Annotated in this window: 15 protein-coding genes; all 15 read left to right on the plus strand. The window is 63.7% G+C overall.

Features of this window, described 5'->3' with window-relative positions; genetic code table 11:
• The first annotated feature begins 246 nt into the window (after nucleotides 1-246).
• On the plus strand, nucleotides 247-633 hold the full coding sequence (gene sdhC, locus PA6_RS05000) for a succinate dehydrogenase, cytochrome b556 subunit (RefSeq protein WP_169920005.1): 387 nt from the start codon (nucleotides 247-249) through the stop codon (nucleotides 631-633).
• Nucleotides 627-995 (plus strand): succinate dehydrogenase, hydrophobic membrane anchor protein, encoded by a 369-nt coding sequence (sdhD, locus tag PA6_RS05005; protein ID WP_021699795.1) that lies wholly within the window; start codon nucleotides 627-629, stop codon nucleotides 993-995. The genes sdhC and sdhD overlap by 7 nt, the downstream gene beginning before the upstream one ends.
• Nucleotides 996-998: 3 nt before the next feature.
• Nucleotides 999-2,771, plus strand: coding sequence for a succinate dehydrogenase flavoprotein subunit (gene sdhA / locus PA6_RS05010; protein WP_021699796.1), 1,773 nt, complete (start codon nucleotides 999-1,001; stop codon nucleotides 2,769-2,771).
• A gap of 11 nt (nucleotides 2,772-2,782) precedes the next feature.
• Nucleotides 2,783-3,502: a succinate dehydrogenase iron-sulfur subunit gene (locus PA6_RS05015; RefSeq protein ID WP_021699797.1), complete on the plus strand. Its 720-nt coding sequence runs from the start codon at nucleotides 2,783-2,785 to the stop codon at nucleotides 3,500-3,502.
• A 243-nt stretch (nucleotides 3,503-3,745) separates the two neighbouring features.
• Nucleotides 3,746-6,577, plus strand: coding sequence for a 2-oxoglutarate dehydrogenase E1 component (locus tag PA6_RS05020; RefSeq protein ID WP_021699798.1), 2,832 nt, complete (start codon nucleotides 3,746-3,748; stop codon nucleotides 6,575-6,577).
• Nucleotides 6,578-6,648: 71 nt separating this feature from the next.
• On the plus strand, nucleotides 6,649-7,875 hold the full coding sequence (odhB, locus tag PA6_RS05025; protein ID WP_021699799.1) for a 2-oxoglutarate dehydrogenase complex dihydrolipoyllysine-residue succinyltransferase: 1,227 nt from the start codon (nucleotides 6,649-6,651) through the stop codon (nucleotides 7,873-7,875).
• Between the two features lie 68 nt (nucleotides 7,876-7,943).
• A complete protein-coding gene (gene lpdA, locus PA6_RS05030) occupies nucleotides 7,944-9,380 on the plus strand; it encodes a dihydrolipoyl dehydrogenase (protein WP_021699800.1) in 1,437 nt (478 codons plus the stop codon).
• Nucleotides 9,381-9,557: 177 nt separating this feature from the next.
• Nucleotides 9,558-10,724 (plus strand): ADP-forming succinate--CoA ligase subunit beta, encoded by a 1,167-nt coding sequence (gene sucC / locus PA6_RS05035; protein ID WP_021699801.1) that lies wholly within the window; start codon nucleotides 9,558-9,560, stop codon nucleotides 10,722-10,724.
• Entirely contained in the window at nucleotides 10,724-11,611 is an 888-nt protein-coding gene (gene sucD, locus PA6_RS05040; protein ID WP_021699802.1) for a succinate--CoA ligase subunit alpha, read from the plus strand. Before sucC ends, sucD begins: the two co-directional genes overlap by 1 nt.
• Before the next feature lie 286 nt (nucleotides 11,612-11,897).
• Nucleotides 11,898-13,211, plus strand: coding sequence for a branched-chain amino acid transport system II carrier protein (gene brnQ / locus PA6_RS05045; RefSeq protein WP_021699803.1), 1,314 nt, complete (start codon nucleotides 11,898-11,900; stop codon nucleotides 13,209-13,211).
• A 156-nt stretch (nucleotides 13,212-13,367) separates the two neighbouring features.
• On the plus strand, nucleotides 13,368-14,186 hold the full coding sequence (locus tag PA6_RS05050) for an alpha/beta fold hydrolase (RefSeq protein ID WP_021699804.1): 819 nt from the start codon (nucleotides 13,368-13,370) through the stop codon (nucleotides 14,184-14,186).
• Nucleotides 14,183-15,046, plus strand: coding sequence for an alpha/beta hydrolase (locus tag PA6_RS05055; protein WP_021699805.1), 864 nt, complete (start codon nucleotides 14,183-14,185; stop codon nucleotides 15,044-15,046). The genes PA6_RS05050 and PA6_RS05055 overlap by 4 nt, the downstream gene beginning before the upstream one ends.
• 49 nt (nucleotides 15,047-15,095) lie before the next feature.
• Entirely contained in the window at nucleotides 15,096-15,749 is a 654-nt protein-coding gene (locus tag PA6_RS05060; protein ID WP_021699806.1) for a glutathione S-transferase family protein, read from the plus strand.
• Between the two features lie 8 nt (nucleotides 15,750-15,757).
• The gene (locus PA6_RS05065; protein WP_021699807.1) at nucleotides 15,758-16,555 is read left to right on the plus strand and encodes a DUF4892 domain-containing protein; all 798 of its coding nucleotides are present in this window, start codon (nucleotides 15,758-15,760) and stop codon (nucleotides 16,553-16,555) included.
• A 52-nt stretch (nucleotides 16,556-16,607) separates the two neighbouring features.
• Nucleotides 16,608-17,669, plus strand: a complete 1,062-nt coding sequence (locus PA6_RS05070; RefSeq protein ID WP_021699808.1) for an AI-2E family transporter — start codon at nucleotides 16,608-16,610, stop codon at nucleotides 17,667-17,669.
• Nucleotides 17,670-17,819: the final 150 nt, after the last annotated feature.

Genomic DNA, 17,819 nt, shown 5'->3' on the forward strand with positions numbered 1-17,819 from the left:
CGGCAGACGGGTTTCAGCCCTTTTTCAGGGCGCGGGGAGGGGCCTAATACGTCATTTATTAAGGCCGCGCAATCCGCTTTTGGGTGTGGGGTCTTGCGTTGTCATTAGTAACCTAACTGTCTATACTCTGCGCCCGGCCGTCAGAGGCTTTAGAGCCTTTAATAAGGCGGCTGGCACTCCCTTGGTGAGGGGTACCTGACCAGTGCACTTCCCGACAACTTGCCCTGTTTGTTAGGGGCCTCTAGTGTGAAAAAAGCCGTGAATAGCCAACGACCTGTAAACCTAGATCTCAGGACCATAAAACTCCCGATCACAGCTTATACGTCCATTCTGCACCGGGTATCCGGTGTCATCCTCTTCCTGGGTATCATCGTGATGCTGTTTGCTCTCGATAAATCCCTGGCTTCCGAGGAAGGCTTTGCAGAAGTCAAGGCGTGTCTGACCAGTCCGCTGGCCAAGCTGATTGTCTGGGGTCTGCTGTCCGCCCTGCTGTATCACCTGGTGGCCGGCGTACGCCACCTGATCATGGACATGGGTGTCGGCGAGTCGCTGGAAGGCGGCAAGCTGGGCTCGAAGATCGTCATCGCCGTGTCGGCTGTGATCATCGTTCTGGTGGGGGTGTGGATATGGTAACCAACGTAACCAACTTCTCGCGCTCTGGCCTCTACGACTGGATGGCTCAGCGCGTTTCTGCGGTTGTTCTCGCGGCTTATTTCATCTTCCTGATCGGCTACATGGTAGCCAATCCAGGTCTGGGCTACGCCGAATGGCACGGCCTTTTCTCCCACAATGCGATGCGCATCTTCAGCCTGCTGGCGCTGGTTGCGCTGATCGTGCACGCCTGGGTCGGCATGTGGACCATCACTACCGACTACCTGACCCCCATGGCCATCGGCCGTTGGGCGACCGGCGTGCGTTTCCTCGTCCAGGCGGCTTGCGGCGTTCTTCAGTTCGTCGTGTTCGTCTGGGGTGTGCAGATCCTGTGGGGTTTCTGATTCATGTCTAGCATTCGTACTCTTTCCTATGACGCCATCATCGTCGGTGGCGGTGGTGCAGGCATGCGTGCCGCACTGCAACTGGCTCAGGGCGGTCACAAGACTGCCGTGGTGACCAAGGTCTTCCCGACCCGTTCGCACACTGTGTCCGCTCAGGGCGGCATCACCTGCGCCATCGCTTCGGCCGACCCGAACGACGATTGGCGCTGGCACATGTACGACACCGTCAAGGGCTCCGACTACATCGGTGACCAGGACGCGATCGAATACATGTGCTCCGTCGGTCCGGAAGCCGTGTTCGAGCTCGAGCACATGGGCTTGCCGTTCTCCCGTACCGAGCAGGGCCGCATCTACCAGCGCCCGTTCGGTGGCCAGTCCAAGGGCCCGGACAATCCGACCCAGGCAGCCCGTACCTGTGCTGCGGCCGACCGTACCGGTCACGCCCTGCTGCACACCCTGTACCAGGCCAACCTGAAGGCTGGCACCTCGTTCCTCAACGAGTGGTACGCCGTTGACCTGGTGAAGAACCAGGATGGCGCCATCGTCGGCATCATCGCTATCTGCATCGAGACCGGCGAGACCGTCTACATCCGTTCCAAGGCCGTGGTTCTGGCCACTGGTGGTGCCGGCCGTATCTACGCCTCCACCACCAACGCCCTGATCAACACCGGTGACGGCGTGGGCATGGCCCTGCGCGCTGGCGTGCCGGTGCAGGACATCGAAATGTGGCAGTTCCACCCGACCGGCATCGCCGGCGCCGGTGTACTGGTGACCGAAGGCTGCCGCGGTGAAGGTGGCTACCTGATCAACGCCCACGGCGAGCGCTTCATGGAGCGTTACGCGCCGAACGCCAAAGACCTGGCTGGCCGCGACGTGGTCGCCCGCTCCATGGTCAAGGAAGTGATCGCCGGCAACGGCTGTGGCCCGGACAAGGACCACGTGCTGCTGAAGCTCGACCACCTCGGCGAAGACGTGCTGCACAGCCGTCTGCCGGGCATCTGCGAACTGTCGAAGACCTTCGCACACGTCGACCCGGTCGTCGCTCCGGTTCCGGTGATTCCGACCTGCCACTACATGATGGGCGGCGTGGCCACCAACATCCATGGTCAGGCCATCACCCAGGACGCCAACGGCAACGACAAGATCATCGAAGGCCTGTTCGCCGTAGGTGAAGTCGCTTGCGTATCGGTGCACGGTGCCAATCGTCTGGGCGGCAACTCGCTGCTCGACCTGGTGGTATTCGGCCGCGCCGCTGGTCTGCACCTGGAAAAAGCGCTGAAAGAAGGCGTGGAAGTCCGTGGTGCCAGCGAAACCGACATCGAGGCTTCGCTCAAGCGCCTGTCCGGCGTCAACGAGCGCAGCAGTGGTGAAGACGTGGCTCCGCTGCGTAAAGAACTGCAGCAGTGCATGCAGAACTACTTCGGTGTATTCCGTACCGGCGAATACATGAAGAAGGGCATCTCTCAGCTGGCCGATCTGCGTGAGCGTATCGCCAACGTAAAGATCGCCGACAAGAGCCAGGCCTTCAACACCGCGCGCATCGAAGCGCTGGAGCTGCAGAACCTGCTGGAAGTGGCCGAGGCCACTGCCATCGCCGCCGATACCCGTACCGAGTCCCGTGGTGCTCACGCCCGCGAAGACTTCGAGGATCGCGACGACGAGAACTGGCTGTGCCACTCGCTGTACTTCCCGGGTGAGAAACGTGTCTCCAAGCGCGCTGTCAACTTCGCGCCAAAGACCGTTCCTGCTTTTGAACCCAAAGTACGTACTTATTAAGGGTGGCTGCCATGTCTCTTGGTAAAACTTTGCAAGTCAGCGTTTATCGCTACAACCCGGAAAAAGACGCTGCGCCGTTCATGCAGGATTTCCAGGTGCAGATCGACGGCAAGGACCTGATGGTTCTCGACGTGCTGGCCCTGATCAAGGAGCAGGACGAAGGTTTCTCCTACCGTCGCTCCTGCCGTGAAGGCGTTTGCGGCTCCGATGGCATGAACATCAGCGGCAAGAACGGCCTGGCCTGCATCACCCCGATCTCCACCGTGGTGAAGGGTGACAAGCTGGTGATTCGTCCGCTGCCGGGTCTGCCGGTCATTCGTGACCTGGTCGTCGATATGAGCATCTTCTACAAGCAGTACGAGAAGGTGCAGCCGTTCCTGCAGAATGATACGCCGGCTCCGGCCATCGAGCGTCTGCAGAGCCCGGAAGAGCGTGAGAAGCTGGACGGTCTGTACGAGTGCATCCTGTGCGCTTGCTGCTCGACCAGCTGCCCGTCCTTCTGGTGGAACCCGGACAAGTTCCTCGGTCCCGCCGCGTTGCTGCAGGCCTATCGCTTCCTGGCCGACAGCCGTGACACCAAGACCGCCGAGCGTCTGGCGTCCCTGGATGACCCGTTCAGCGTGTTCCGCTGCCGCGGCATCATGAACTGCGTCAACGTCTGCCCGAAAGGCCTGAACCCAACCAAGGCCATCGGTCACGTGCGCAACATGCTGCTGCAGAGCGGTACCTGATCCACAGCTTCACGCAACACCTGCGTCGGCGGAACGATTCGTCGGCGCAGTAAAGCCAGACCCCCAGCTCACAAAGCCGGGGGTCTTATTTGAAAGAAAATGACGACCAGCAGGGGCATCCGGGCTGGTACCCGGACTATCTGCGGGATCCGTAGTGGCTTACCAGGTCGCTGCTCTAGGACTATGAATGGCCCAGCTACGGCTTCTACGCCGGTGGTGTCCCCTTACCGAGGGTGACCAAGCATGCAAGAAAGCGTGATGCAGCGCATGTGGGACAGCGCCCACCTATCCGGTGGCAACGCGGCCTACGTGGAAGAGCTCTACGAGCTCTACCTGCACGATCCCAACGCTGTGCCCGAAGAGTGGCGCACCTACTTCCAGAAACTGCCGGCCGATGGCAATGCCGCGACCGACGTTTCGCACTCCACTGTCCGCGATCATTTCGTGCTGCTGGCGAAGAACCAGCGCCGCGCTCAACCGGTTTCCGCCGGGAGCGTCAGCAGTGAGCACGAGAAGAAGCAGGTGGAAGTCCTGCGCCTGATCCAGGCATACCGCATGCGCGGCCATCAGGCCTCGACGCTCGACCCGCTGGGGTTGTGGCAGCGTCCTGCGCCGGCCGATCTGGCAGTCCATCACTATGGCCTGACCAATGCCGACCTCGACACCACCTTCCGTACCGGTGAGCTTTACATCGGCAAGGAGGAAGCGACTCTAAGGGAAATCCACGAAGCGCTGCAGCAGACATATTGTCGCACCATCGGCGCCGAGTTCACCCACATCGTCGATTCCGAGCAGCGCAAGTGGTTCCAGCAGCGTCTGGAGAGCGTGCGCGGCCGTCCGGCCTATTCGCCGGAAGTACAGGCGCACCTGCTTGAGCGCCTGACTGCCGCCGAGGGCCTGGAAAAGTACCTGGGCACCAAGTACCCGGGCACCAAGCGTTTCGGCCTGGAGGGTGGTGAGAGCCTGATCCCGCTGCTGGACGAGATCATCCAGCGCTGCGGCTCCTACGGTACCCAGGAAATCGTCATCGGCATGGCCCACCGCGGCCGTCTGAACGTGCTGGTCAACACCTTCGGCAAGAACCCGCGCGACCTGTTCGACGAGTTCGAAGGCAAGCAGGTCGCAGGCCTGTCGTCCGGTGACGTGAAGTACCACCAGGGCTTCTCGTCCAACGTCATGACTCCGGGTGGCGAAGTGCACCTGGCGCTGGCGTTCAACCCGTCGCACCTGGAGATCGTCTCTCCGGTGGTCGAAGGGTCCGTGCGCGCTCGTCAGGATCGTCGCCAGGACACCACCGGCGACAAGGTACTGCCGATTTCCATCCACGGTGACGCGGCGTTCGCCGGTCAGGGCGTGGTCATGGAAACCTTCCAGATGTCGCAGACCCGTGCCTACAAGACCGGCGGCACCATCCACATCGTGATCAACAACCAGGTCGGCTTCACCACCAGCCGCCCCGAGGACTCGCGCTCCACCGAGTACTGCACCGATGTGGCGAAGATGATCCAGGCGCCGATCTTCCATGTGAATGGCGACGACCCGGAAGCAGTGCTGTTCGTCACCCAGCTGGCCGTCGACTACCGCATGCAGTTCAAGCGTGACGTGGTCATCGACCTGGTCTGCTACCGTCGTCGCGGCCACAACGAGGCCGACGAGCCGAGCGGCACCCAGCCGCTGATGTACCAGCAGATCGCCAAGCAGCGCACCACCCGCGAGCTGTACGCCGACAGCCTGATCCAGGCCGGTCGTATTGCCGAGGAGGCGGTCAAGGCCAAGATCGAGGACTACCGCAGCGCGCTGGACAACGGCCAGCACGTGGTCAAGAGCCTGGTCAAGGAGCCGAACAAGGAGCTGTTCGTCGACTGGCGCCCCTACCTGGGCCACACCTGGACCGCTCGCCATGACACCCGCTTCGAGCTGAAGACCCTGCAGGAACTGGCCGGCAAGCTGCTGGAAATTCCGGAAGGCTTCGTGCTGCAACGTCAGGTCGCCAAGGTGCTGGAAGACCGCGCCAAGATGACCGCCGGCGCCATGCCGATCAACTGGGGCTACGCCGAGAACCTGGCCTACGCCACCCTGCTGTTCGAAGGCCACCCGGTACGCATGACCGGTCAGGACGTCGGCCGCGGCACCTTCTCGCACCGCCATGCGGCGCTGCACAACCAGAAGGATGCCAGCACCTACCTGCCGCTGCAGAATCTGTTCGAGGGCCAGCCGAAGTTCCAGCTGTTCGACTCCTTCCTTTCGGAAGAAGCGGTACTGGCCTTCGAGTACGGCTATGCCACCACCATGCCGAACGCGCTGGTGATCTGGGAAGCACAGTTCGGCGACTTCGCCAACGGCGCCCAGGTGGTGTTCGACCAGTTCATCTCCAGCGGTGAGCACAAGTGGGGTCGCCTGTGCGGTCTGACCATGCTGCTGCCGCACGGCTACGAAGGGCAGGGCCCGGAGCACAGCTCCGCGCGCCTGGAGCGCTTCCTGCAGCTGTGCGCCGAGCACAACATGCAGGTCTGCATGCCGACTACCCCGGCGCAGATCTACCACCTGCTGCGTCGCCAGGTCATTCGCCCGCTGCGCAAGCCGCTGGTGGTGCTGTCGCCCAAGTCGCTGCTGCGCCACCCGTTGGCGATCTCGACCCTGGAAGAACTGGCCGAAGGCTCGTTCCAGACCGTTATCGGCGAGATCGATCCGATCGAGGCGAAGAAGGTCGAGCGCGTCGTCCTGTGCAGCGGCAAGGTTTACTACGACCTGCTGGCCAAGCGTCGTGCCGAGAAGCGTGACGACATCGCCATCGTGCGCATCGAACAACTCTACCCGTTCCCCGAAGACGATCTGGCCGAGGCTCTGGCGCCGTACAAGAACCTCAAGCACATCGTCTGGTGTCAGGAAGAGCCGATGAACCAGGGCGCCTGGTACTGCAGTCAGCACCACATGCGTCGCGTTGCCTCGGCGCACAAGAAGGAGCTGTTCCTGCAGTACGCCGGTCGCGACGCCTCGGCGGCCCCGGCCTGTGGCTATGCCTCGATGCACGCCGAACAGCAGGAAAAACTGCTGAACGACGCCTTTACTGTCTAACGCCCTCGCGCATCGGGGTGACGGCATGGGTCGTCGCCCCCTGAAGAAACGAATTTAAGGAAACACACACAATGGCTATCGAGATCAAAGCCCCAACCTTCCCGGAATCGGTCGCCGACGGCACCGTGGCCACCTGGCACAAGAAGCCGGGCGACGCGGTCAAGCGCGATGAGCTGATCGTCGACATCGAAACCGACAAGGTGGTGATGGAAGTACTCGCCGAAGCCGACGGCGTTCTCGCCGAAATCGTCAAGAACGAGGGTGATACCGTCCTGTCCGGCGAGCTGCTGGGTAAGCTGGGTGCCGCCGGCGCTGCTGTCGCTGCCGCCCCGGCCGCTGCTGCGCCTGCCGCCGCCGCTGCTGCCGCTCCGGCTGCCGCTGCCGCCGCCAGCGATGACGCCATCCTGTCGCCTGCCGCGCGCAAGATTGCCGAGGAGGGCGGTATCGACCCGAACGCCATCGTCGGTACCGGCAAAGGCGGTCGCGTGACCAAGGAAGACGCCGTTGCTGCCGTCGCCGCCAAGAGCGCCGCTCCGGCCGCCGCGGCCAAACCGGCTGCGCCGGCTGCCGAGGCTCCGGTGTTCGCCGCCGGCGATCGCGTCGAGAAGCGCGTACCGATGACCCGTCTGCGTGCCAAGGTTGCCGAGCGCCTGGTCGAAGCACAGTCCACCATGGCCATGCTGACCACCTTCAACGAAGTGGACATGCATGAAGTCATGGCCCTGCGTTCGAAGTACAAGGACCTGTTCGAGAAGACCCACAACGGCGTGCGCCTGGGCTTCATGTCCTTCTTCGTCAAGGCTGCGGTCGAGGCGCTGAAGCGCTTCCCGGCGGTCAACGCCTCGATCGATGGCAACGACATCGTCTACCACGGCTATCAGGACATCGGCGTGGCCGTGTCCAGCGACCGTGGCCTGGTGGTTCCGGTGCTGCGCAACGCCGAGCTGATGAGTCTGGCCGAAGTCGAGAACGGCATCGCCACCTTCGGCAAGAAGGCCCGCGACGGCAAGTTGTCGATCGAAGAGATGACCGGTGGCACCTTCACCATCACCAACGGCGGCACCTTCGGTTCGATGATGTCGACCCCGATCGTCAACCCGCCGCAGGCCGCGATCCTCGGCATGCACAACATCATCCAGCGCCCGGTGGCCATCAACGGCCAGGTCGTGATCCGCCCGATGATGTACCTGGCGCTGTCCTACGATCACCGTCTGATCGATGGCAAGGAAGCGGTGAGCTTCCTCGTCACCATCAAGAACCTGCTGGAAGACCCGGCTCGCCTGCTGCTGGACATCTGATCCCGGAGCTGCGCAACAAGGCGGTTCTCACAAGGAACCGCCCGGTTTTATTCGAGAAGGAATGAGTTATGACCCAGAAATTCGACGTGGTAGTGATTGGCGCGGGCCCAGGGGGCTACGTGGCCGCCATCAAGGCCGCGCAACTCGGTCTGAAGACCGCCTGCATCGAGAAGTACCAGGACAAGGACGGCAAGGTCGCCCTGGGCGGCACCTGCCTGAACGTCGGCTGCATTCCGTCGAAGGCGCTGCTGGACAGCTCCTACAAGTACCACGAGGCCCACGAAGGCTTCAAAGTCCATGGCATCGAGGCCAAGGGCGTCACCATCGACGTACCGCAGATGGTCGCGCGCAAGAACACTATCATCAAGAACCTGACTGGCGGCGTTGCCGGCCTGTTCAAGTCCAATGGCGTCACCCTGCTGGAAGGCCACGGCAAGCTGCTGGCCGGCAAGAAGGTTGAAGTCACCGCTCTGGACGGCTCCGTCCAGGTGGTCGAGGCCGAGAATGTAATCCTTGCCTCCGGCTCGCGTCCGGTGGACATTCCGCCGGCTCCGGTCGACCAAGACGTGATCGTCGACTCCACCGGCGCCCTGGAATTCCAGGCCGTGCCGAAGAAGCTGGGCGTGATCGGTGCCGGCGTCATCGGTCTGGAGCTGGGCTCCGTCTGGGCCCGCCTGGGTGCCGAAGTGACCGTGCTGGAGGCCATGGACAAGTTCCTCGCCGCCGCCGACGAGCAGATCTCCAAGGAAGCCCTGAAGATCCTCAGCAAGCAGGGTCTGGACATCCGTCTGGGCGCCCGCGTGACCGGCAGCGAAGTGAAGAAGAAGCAGGTGACTGTGACCTTCACCGACGCCACCGGCGAGCAGAAGCTGACCTTCGACAAGCTGATCGTCGCCGTCGGCCGTCGCCCGGTGACCACCAACCTGCTGGCCGCCGACAGCGGCGTGACCCTGGACGAGCGTGGCTTCATCTTCGTCAACGACCAGTGCGAAACCAGCGTACCGGGCGTCTACGCCATCGGTGACGTGGTGCGTGGCGCGATGCTCGCGCACAAGGCCTCGGAAGAGGGCGTGATGGTTGCCGAGCGCATCAAGGGCCACAAGGCGCAGATGAACTACGACCTGGTCCCGTCGGTGATCTACACCCACCCGGAAATCGCCTGGGTCGGCAAGACCGAGCAGCAGCTCAAGGCCGAAGGCGTCGAGATCAACGTCGGTACCTTCCCGTTCGCTGCCAGCGGTCGTGCCATGGCCGCCAACGACACCGCCGGTCTGGTCAAGGTCATCGCCGATGCCAAGACCGACCGCGTGCTGGGCGTACACGTGATTGGCCCGAGCGCGGCCGAGCTGGTCCAGCAGGGCGCCATCGGCATGGAGTTCGGCACCAGTGCCGAAGACCTGGGCATGATGGTGTTCTCGCACCCGACGCTGTCCGAAGCGCTGCACGAAGCGGCTCTGGCGGTGAATGGTCACGCCATCCACATCGCCAATCGCAAGAAGCGTTAATGCGTGCGGGCGCTTGCGCCCAAACCAGAAAAACCACGGCGGGCGGCCCGTGGCGGCTTGCAAGAGTCTGTCGCAGGAATGCCCGTCGGACTGCTAACCAGTGCAGTCACAGGTGGCGCGGTGCCATGAGCGCAGCGCCGAAATGCGCAATACCTAAACGAAGAACGGTAGATAAGCATGAATCTTCACGAGTATCAGGGTAAGCAGCTGTTCGCTGAATACGGCCTGCCGGTATCCACTGGCTATGCCGTTGACACCCCGGAAGAAGCGGCTGCGGCCTGCGAAAAGATCGGTGGCAGCGAGTGGGTTGTCAAAGCCCAGGTGCACGCCGGTGGCCGCGGTAAAGCGGGCGGCGTCAAGCTGGTCAAGAACAAGGAAGACGCCAAGGCGTTCGCCGCCCAGTGGTTGGGCAAGCGTCTGGTGACCTACCAGACAGACGCCAATGGCCAGCCGGTCAGCAAGATTCTGGTTGAGTCCTGCACCGACATCGACAAGGAGCTGTACCTCGGCGCCGTCGTCGACCGTTCCAGCCGCCGTATCGTGTTCATGGCCTCCACCGAAGGTGGCGTGGACATCGAGAAAGTTGCCCACGAAACTCCCGAGAAGATCCTCAAGGCCACCATCGACCCGCTGGTCGGTGCGCAGCCGTACCAGGGCCGCGAGCTGGCCTTCCAGCTGGGCCTGCAGGGCGACCAGATCAAGCAGTTCACCCACATCTTCGTGGGCCTGGCCAAGCTGTTCCAGGACTACGACCTGGCGCTGCTGGAAGTGAACCCGCTGGTGATCAAGAAGGACGGCAACCTGCACTGCCTGGATGCCAAGATCAACATCGACTCCAACGCCATGTACCGTCAGCCCAAGCTGCGCGCCATGCACGACCCGTCCCAGGACGACGCGCGTGAAGCCCATGCGCAGAAGTGGGAACTGAACTACGTCGCGCTGGAAGGCAACATCGGTTGCATGGTCAACGGTGCTGGCCTGGCCATGGGCACCATGGACATCGTCAACCTGCACGGCGGCAAGCCGGCCAACTTCCTCGACGTCGGCGGCGGCGCGACCAAAGAACGCGTGACCGAAGCCTTCAAGATCATCCTGTCCGACAGCAACGTCGCTGCCGTACTGGTGAACATCTTCGGCGGCATCGTGCGCTGCGACATGATCGCCGAAGGCATCATCGGCGCCGTGAAAGAAGTCGGCGTGAAAGTGCCGGTCGTGGTCCGTCTGGAAGGTAACAATGCCGAGCTGGGCGCCAAGGTCCTGGCCGACAGTGGTCTGAACATCATCGCGGCTACCAGCCTCACCGACGCTGCCCAGCAGGTCGTCAAAGCCGCGGAGGGCAAGTAATGAGCGTCCTGATCAATAAAGACACCAAAGTCATCTGCCAGGGCTTCACCGGCTCGCAGGGCACTTTCCACAGCGAACAAGCCATCGCCTACGGCACCAAGATGGTTGGCGGCGTAACTCCGGGCAAGGGTGGCACCACCCACCTGGGCCTGCCGGTGTTCAACACCGTCAAGGAAGCTGTCGAAGCCACCGGCGCCGATGCGTCCGTGATCTACGTTCCGGCTCCGTTCTGCAAGGACTCGATCCTGGAAGCGGCCAACGGCGGCATCAAGCTGATCGTGTGCATCACCGAAGGCATCCCGACCCTCGACATGCTGGACGCCAAGGTCAAGTGCGACGAGCTGGGCGTACGCCTGATCGGCCCGAACTGCCCGGGCGTCATCACTCCCGGTGAGTGCAAGATCGGCATCATGCCGGGTCACATCCACCTGCCGGGCAAGGTAGGTATCGTGTCGCGTTCCGGCACCCTGACCTATGAAGCCGTGAAGCAGACCACCGACGCCGGCTTTGGCCAATCCACCTGCGTGGGCATCGGCGGCGACCCGATCCCGGGCTCCAACTTCATCGACATCCTGAAGCTGTTCCAGGAAGACCCGAAGACCGAAGCGATCGTCATGATCGGTGAGATCGGCGGTAGCGCTGAAGAAGAAGCCGCAGCCTACATCAAGGCCAACGTGACCAAGCCGGTGGTGTCCTACATCGCCGGTGTCACCGCACCGCCCGGCAAGCGCATGGGCCACGCCGGTGCCATCATCTCCGGTGGCAAGGGCACTGCGGACGAGAAGTTCGCCGCCCTGCAGGACGCTGGTGTCAAAACCGTGCGTTCCCTGGCCGACATCGGCAAGGCCCTGGCCGAGCTGACCGGTTGGGAAGTCAAGAAGGCCTGAGGCTGACTTGATACGAAAAGGCCGCCTTCGGGCGGCCTTTTCATTTCTGCCCGGACAGTCAGAAAGTTGTGTCCTGGCGACACTTTGTTCTGTCCAATCGACGCGCCGACCATCGTTCGAAGCGGTGTGTCGGACAAATCGTTAGTATTGCAACTATCTCCCGCCAAACCCCACAAGGGTAGGGCCGGGGTCTAGTGGTCGTTCGCCAATCGCGGACGGCGACGTTTCCCAATCCAGCGGAAACCCTGCCGTTTTCTATGAATTTCTGCCTGTGGTACTTCCTGCTATGACTCGCCTTAAAAGCCTCGACCTCCTGGCCCTTGGCTTCATGACTTTTGCCCTGTTCCTGGGCGCCGGTAACATCATCTTCCCGCCCAGCGCCGGCATGGCCGCTGGAGCCAATGTCTGGTCCGCCGCGTTCGGTTTCCTGATCACCGGTGTCGGCCTGCCGCTGCTTACCGTGGTCGCGCTGGCGCGTGTTGGTGGCGGCATGCCCGAACTGACCGCACCGCTCGGTCGGCGTGCCGGCACGCTGCTGGCGGTGGCCGTTTACCTGGCCATCGGCCCGCTGTTCGCCACTCCGCGTACCGCCGTGGTGTCCTTCGAAATGGGCGTGGCGCCTTTTGCCGGCAACGAGCCGCTGGCGCTGGGCCTGTACACGCTGGCCTACTTTGCCGCCGTGCTGTTCCTCGCCCTGAATCCGGGCAAGCTGGTCGACAGCATCGGCAAGTTCATCACCCCGGTGCTGCTGGCTGCTTTGCTGGTACTCGGTGGTGCGGCCTTGCTGGCTCCGGCCGGCGAGATCGGCCAGAGCACCGAAGCCTATGAGGCAATGCCTTTCGTGCAGGGTTTCCTGCAGGGCTACCTGACCATGGATACCCTGGGTGCGCTGGTATTCGGCATCGTCATCGCCACCGCGATCAAGGATCGTGGCGTGCGTGACAGTGCACTGATCACCCGCTATTCGGTGATCGCTGGCATCATCGCCGCGATTGGCCTGTCGCTGGTCTACCTGGCGCTGTTCTACCTCGGTGCCACCAGCCAGGGCATCGCCGGTGATGCGCAGAACGGCGTGCAGATCCTCACCACCTATGTCGAGCACACCTTCGGCATCTACGGCAGCCTGCTGCTGGCGGTGGTCATCACCCTGGCCTGCCTGACCACGGCGGTGGGGCTGCTGACCGCCTGTGGCGAGTACTTCAGCAAGCTGCTGCCGGTGTCCTATCGCGCCGTGGTGCTGACCTTCGGTGTGTTCAGCCTGCTGGTGGCCAACCAGGGCCTGACCCAGCTGATCAGCGTGTCGGTGCCGGTGCTGGTCGGTCTCTATCCGCTGGCCATCGTGCTGGTCGCGCTGAGCCTGCTGGACGGGTTCTGGCGCTCGTCACCGCGCGTGTTCGTGCCGGTGATGGCGGTGACGCTGGTGTTCGGCCTGGTCGATGCGTTCAATGCCGCCGGTTTCAAGGGCCTGGTGCCGGGCGTGTTTGCCCACCTGCCGCTGGCTGCCGAAGGCCTTGGCTGGTTGCTGCCGGTGGCGCTGACCCTGCTGGTCGCGGTGGTTTTCGACCGGCTGCGCGGCGCGCCGGCGATTCAGACCGCGTGATTTGGTTCGGGGCCGTGCAAGGCGGCCCCGGAGCCTCTGCAACGCGCCTTTTGGCGCGCTGCACCTGTTCTTTGGCGCATCTGGCACCTTCTGCCGATTGCCGCCCAACCTGACGTGCCGGACAATCTGCGGGAATCTTTCAGCAGTCCGCTCGCCATGTCGCAAACCATTTTCTTCGCCCATGCCAATGGCTTCCCCTCGGCCACCTACGGCAAGCTGTTCAGTGCGCTGGAGCCGGATTACCGGATACGGCACCTGGAACAGCACGGTCATGACCCGCGCTTCCCGGTGGACGACAACTGGAACAACCTGGTGGACGAGCTGATCCTGCACGTGGAGCAGGGTAGCGAGCCGGTCTGGGGTGTCGGCCATTCGCTCGGCGGCGTGCTGCATTACCACGCGGCGCTGCGTCGCCCCGAGCTGTATCGCGGTGTGGTGATGCTCGACTCGCCGCTGCTCACCGGTGTCGACCGCCTGGTGATCCGCGCCGCCAAGCGCTTCGGCTTTATCGACCGGATCACCCCGGCGGGCCGAACGGTCGGGCGTCGCGAGGCATTCGGTGACGTTCGCGAGGCGCGTGACTATTTCGCCGGCAAGACGCTGTTCAGCCGTTTCGACCCCGAATGCCTGGACGCCTACGTGCGTCATGGCTTGCGCGAGGAGGGCCAGGGGCAGGAGAGGCGTCTGCGCCTGCGCTTCGATCCGGCCACCGAGATCAGCATCTACCGCAGCGTGCCGCATACCGTGCCGGGCCGGCCACAACAACTGGCCGTACCACTCGCCGTGGTGCGTGGCCGGCACAGCAAGGTGGTGCTGCCGCATCATGCACGGCAGGTCAGTCGTGTGCCCAAGGGTGAGTATCTGAGCCTGCCCGGTGGCCACATGTTTCCGCTGGAGCGTCCGCAGGATACGGCCCATCTGCTGCGTGAGCTGTTCGGTCGCTGGCAGGGGCAGGGCAAGGAGCACTCGGCATGACGTTCAAGGTGGAAGAAACCCGTTTCAGCCTGCCACACGTGGAACTGGCGGCACATCTGTTCGGTCCGGAAGATGGCATGCCGGTCATTGCCCTGCATGGCTGGCTGGACAATGCCATGACCTTCGCCCGCCTGGCGCCGAAGCTGGAAGGGCTACGCATCGTTGCCCTGGATTTCCCCGGCCATGGCCATTCCGGGCACTACGCCGGCAACTCCAGCTACAGCATGTGGGAGTATCTGGAGGACGTGCTGCTGGTGGCCGAACAGCTCGGCTGGCAGCGCTTTTCCCTGCTCGGTCATTCCCTCGGCGGCATCATCTCCACCTTGCTGGCGGCTGCGGTGCCGGAGCGGATCGAACGTCTGGCGCTGATCGACGGCCTGGTGCCCTACACGGCCGAGGCCGACAGCGCGCCCAAGCGCCTGGGTGAGGCGCTGCGCGCGCGCCTGGCGGTACGTGACAAGCAGAAACCGGTCTACCCGGACCTGGATACGGCCGTGCAGGCACGCATGCGTGGCGTTGTCGCGGTCAGCCGCGAGGCTGCCGAGCTGCTGGCCCAGCGTGGCCTGGAACCGGTGCCGGGTGGTTACACCTGGCGCACTGATATCCGCCTGACCCTGCCCTCGGTGATGCGCCTGACCTTCGCCCATGTCGAGCAGTTCGTCCGCGCCGTGCAGTGCCCGGTCAGCCTGGTCCTCGCCGAAGGCGGGCAGATGAGTGTCGAGCCACGCCTCAGGAGCCTGATCGAGCAGACGAGCTTCGCGACCCATATCCTGCCAGGCGGACACCACCTGCATCTCAACGACGAGAACGGTGCGCAGCAGGTTGCAGACTGTTTCAATCCATTCTTCCGTCGCGCTTGACGCGGCCCTGGCAACTGCCGAGGCTGTGCGCATCGCTTCGGAGGTTGCCATGATCGAGCTGTACACCGCCGCCACGCCCAACGGCCACAAGATATCCATCGCCCTCGAAGAGCTCGGGCTGCCCTATGAGGTGCATGCGCTGTCCTTCGACAGGCAGGAACAGAAAGCCCCGGAGTTCCTGCGCATCAACCCCAACGGGCGCATCCCGGCCATCGTCGATGACGGTTTCGCCGTGTTCGAGTCGGGAGCCATCCTGCTGTACCTGGCGGAGAAAACCGGCCAGTTGCTGCCCAGCGATCCCAAGGGGCGCTCGCTGGCCATCCAGTGGTTAATGTTCCAGATGGGAGGAGTGGGGCCGATGCAGGGACAGGCCAATGTGTTCTTCCGCTACTTCCCGGAGAAGCTGCAGGGCGCCATCGACCGCTACCAGCACGAGACCCGACGCCTGTATGAGGTGCTCGATCGGCGCCTGGGTGAGGCCGAGTACCTGGCCGGCGACTACGGCATCGCCGATATCGCCACCTATCCCTGGGTGCGCATCCACGACTGGGCCGGCGTGGCCATCGACGGCCTGGAGCACCTCCAGCGCTGGATGGACGCCATTGCCGTGCGCCCGGCCGTGCAACGCGGGCTGCAGGTGCCGGTCAGGCCCCAGGATGACGCCAAGCTGGTGAAAACCGCGCAAGGCATGCTGACACGCTAAGGAGGCGCATGCGTCACCATCTTCTCTTTTGTCTGAGCCTGGTCTGTGCGCCCCTGCTGGCGGCTGAACCGGCAGGTAGCCAGGATCTGGAGGTACTGCCACGCCTGGCGCGCTCCGTGATCGTCGACTACCGCGACACCCCCGCTGCCGAACGCCGCTACCCGCAGGATTCGCTGCGCCGCATCAGCGGCCAGCTGGTTGCGCGTGAAGTTCTCGTCGAGGGCCGTCTGCGTGCGCTCACCTATCAGTTGCCGGAAGAGCACGGGCCTCGCGAGGCCCTGCAGATTGCTCGCCAGCATTTGCAGGAGCAGGGCGCGCAACTGTTGTTCTGGTGCGAGGGGCGCGACTGCGGTTCCAGCAGCCTGTGGGCCAACCAGATCTTCGGCAGCGCCAAGCTCTATGGCCCCGAGGAGCAGCAGAGCTACCTGCTGCTGCGCCTGGCCGAGCCGCAGGACAGCCTGCTGGCGCTGTACGGCATCGTCCGCGGCAATCGCCGCGCCTACCTGCATGTGGAGCAGCTGGATGCAGGCGCGCCGTTGCCGACGTTGCTGCCGACCGCCGGCACCCTGCTGCGTCAGTTGCGCCGCGACGGCCAACTGCAGCTGGCGATTGTCGATGCACCGAACGATGATTGGAGTGCCTTGCTGGTGCAGACGCTGCGGCTCGACAGCACGTTGCGTCTGGGGCTTTCCGGAATCCATGCCGATGCCTGGCGTACGGCTTTGCAGCAACAGGGCGCGGCAGCCACGCGCCTGCAGCTGCAGGGCAGCGAAGGCAAGGGCCTGACTTTGCAGCCACTGCGCTGAATGCTGATTGACCCCGGACCCGCGTGTCCGGTTTGCCTGGGGATGCATGACCATGCTGAACAATGATCGTCTGCTGGTGCAGATTCTGCTGCTGGCGTTGCTGGGCGCCTGCGCCTGGGTGCTGGCGCCTTTCTTCTCGGCGCTTTTCTGGGCCGCGGTGCTGGCCTTCGCCAGCTGGCCGCTGATGCGCCTGCTGAGCCGCGCCATGAATGGCCGGGCCAACACCGCCGCGGCCATCCTCACGGCCGGCTGGATGGTCCTGGTGGCGGTGCCGCTGGTCTGGCTCGGGTTCAACCTGGCTGACCACATCCGCGATGCCACCGCGCTGTTCAAGGATTTCCAGGTCGACGGCCTGCCCGATCCGCCGACTTGGCTGGGTGGTCTGCCGCTGGTGGGCGAGCGTCTGGTCGGTCTGTGGAATCGTATCGACGAGGAGGGGGTTGCCCTGCTGGAGGCGGTGCGGCCGTATCTGGGGCAGGTGGGCAACTGGCTGCTGGCGCGCAGCGCCCAGATCGGTGGCGGCATGCTGGAGCTGGCCCTGAGCCTGGTGCTGGTGTTCTTCTTCTACCGCGATGGCCCGCGCATGGCGTCCTTCGTGCAAAGCCTGCTGGGGCGCCTGATCGGTGACCGCGCCGGGCATTACCTGGAGCTGGTGGCCGGCACCGTGCAGCGGGTGGTCAACGGCGTGATCGGTACCGCGGCGGCCCAGGCCGTGCTGGCACTGATCGGCTTCTACATCGCCGGGGTGCCGGGAGCGCTGGTGCTGGGCATCATCACCTTCGTGCTCAGCCTGATTCCCATGGGCCCGCCGCTGGTGTGGATTCCCGCCACCGCCTGGCTGGTCAGCCAGGAGCATTACGGCATGGCGGTGTTCCTCGGCATCTGGGGCATGTTCGTCATCAGCGGGGTGGACAACGTCCTCAAACCCTACCTGATCAGCCGTGGCGGCAACCTGCCGCTGGTAGTGGTGCTGCTCGGCGTGTTCGGCGGCATCCTGGCGTTCGGCTTCATGGGCCTGTTCTTGGGCCCAACCCTGCTGGCCGTGGCCTTCAGCCTGCTCGGCGACTGGGTCAACAGCACGCCACAGGATGCCGAGCGCAAGGACGGGGCATAGTTGGCATCCTGTGCAGAATTCTGCCCACCACCCTTGGTGGGCATGCGGGGCAGTGATAGCCTTGCCCGCCTCAAACCGTGATCTAACGGTCCGCAGAGGCCGCAGGCGGTTCAGGGAAGACAGACCAACACTACACAAGGGATAGACCCT

The organism is Aquipseudomonas alcaligenes NBRC 14159, from assembly GCF_000467105.1.
GTDB lineage: Bacteria > Pseudomonadota > Gammaproteobacteria > Pseudomonadales > Pseudomonadaceae > Aquipseudomonas > Aquipseudomonas alcaligenes.

Bases quoted from the DNA above. Each gene is read 5' to 3' on its own strand.
- sucC (WP_021699801.1), top strand. From the start codon at position 9,558: ATGAATCTTCACGAGTATCAGGGTAAGCAGCTGTTCGCTGAATACGGC.
- PA6_RS05065 (WP_021699807.1), top strand. From the start codon at position 15,758: ATGCGTCACCATCTTCTCTTTTGTCTGAGCCTGGTCTGTGCGCCCCTG.
- PA6_RS05070 (WP_021699808.1), top strand. From the start codon at position 16,608: ATGCTGAACAATGATCGTCTGCTGGTGCAGATTCTGCTGCTGGCGTTG.
- PA6_RS05060 (WP_021699806.1), top strand. From the start codon at position 15,096: ATGATCGAGCTGTACACCGCCGCCACGCCCAACGGCCACAAGATATCC.
- PA6_RS05050 (WP_021699804.1), top strand. From the start codon at position 13,368: ATGTCGCAAACCATTTTCTTCGCCCATGCCAATGGCTTCCCCTCGGCC.
- sdhA (WP_021699796.1), top strand. From the start codon at position 999: ATGTCTAGCATTCGTACTCTTTCCTATGACGCCATCATCGTCGGTGGC.
- sdhD (WP_021699795.1), top strand. From the start codon at position 627: ATGGTAACCAACGTAACCAACTTCTCGCGCTCTGGCCTCTACGACTGG.
- PA6_RS05015 (WP_021699797.1), top strand. From the start codon at position 2,783: ATGTCTCTTGGTAAAACTTTGCAAGTCAGCGTTTATCGCTACAACCCG.
- odhB (WP_021699799.1), top strand. From the start codon at position 6,649: ATGGCTATCGAGATCAAAGCCCCAACCTTCCCGGAATCGGTCGCCGAC.
- sucD (WP_021699802.1), top strand. From the start codon at position 10,724: ATGAGCGTCCTGATCAATAAAGACACCAAAGTCATCTGCCAGGGCTTC.
- brnQ (WP_021699803.1), top strand. From the start codon at position 11,898: ATGACTCGCCTTAAAAGCCTCGACCTCCTGGCCCTTGGCTTCATGACT.
- lpdA (WP_021699800.1), top strand. From the start codon at position 7,944: ATGACCCAGAAATTCGACGTGGTAGTGATTGGCGCGGGCCCAGGGGGC.
- PA6_RS05020 (WP_021699798.1), top strand. From the start codon at position 3,746: ATGCAAGAAAGCGTGATGCAGCGCATGTGGGACAGCGCCCACCTATCC.
- PA6_RS05055 (WP_021699805.1), top strand. From the start codon at position 14,183: ATGACGTTCAAGGTGGAAGAAACCCGTTTCAGCCTGCCACACGTGGAA.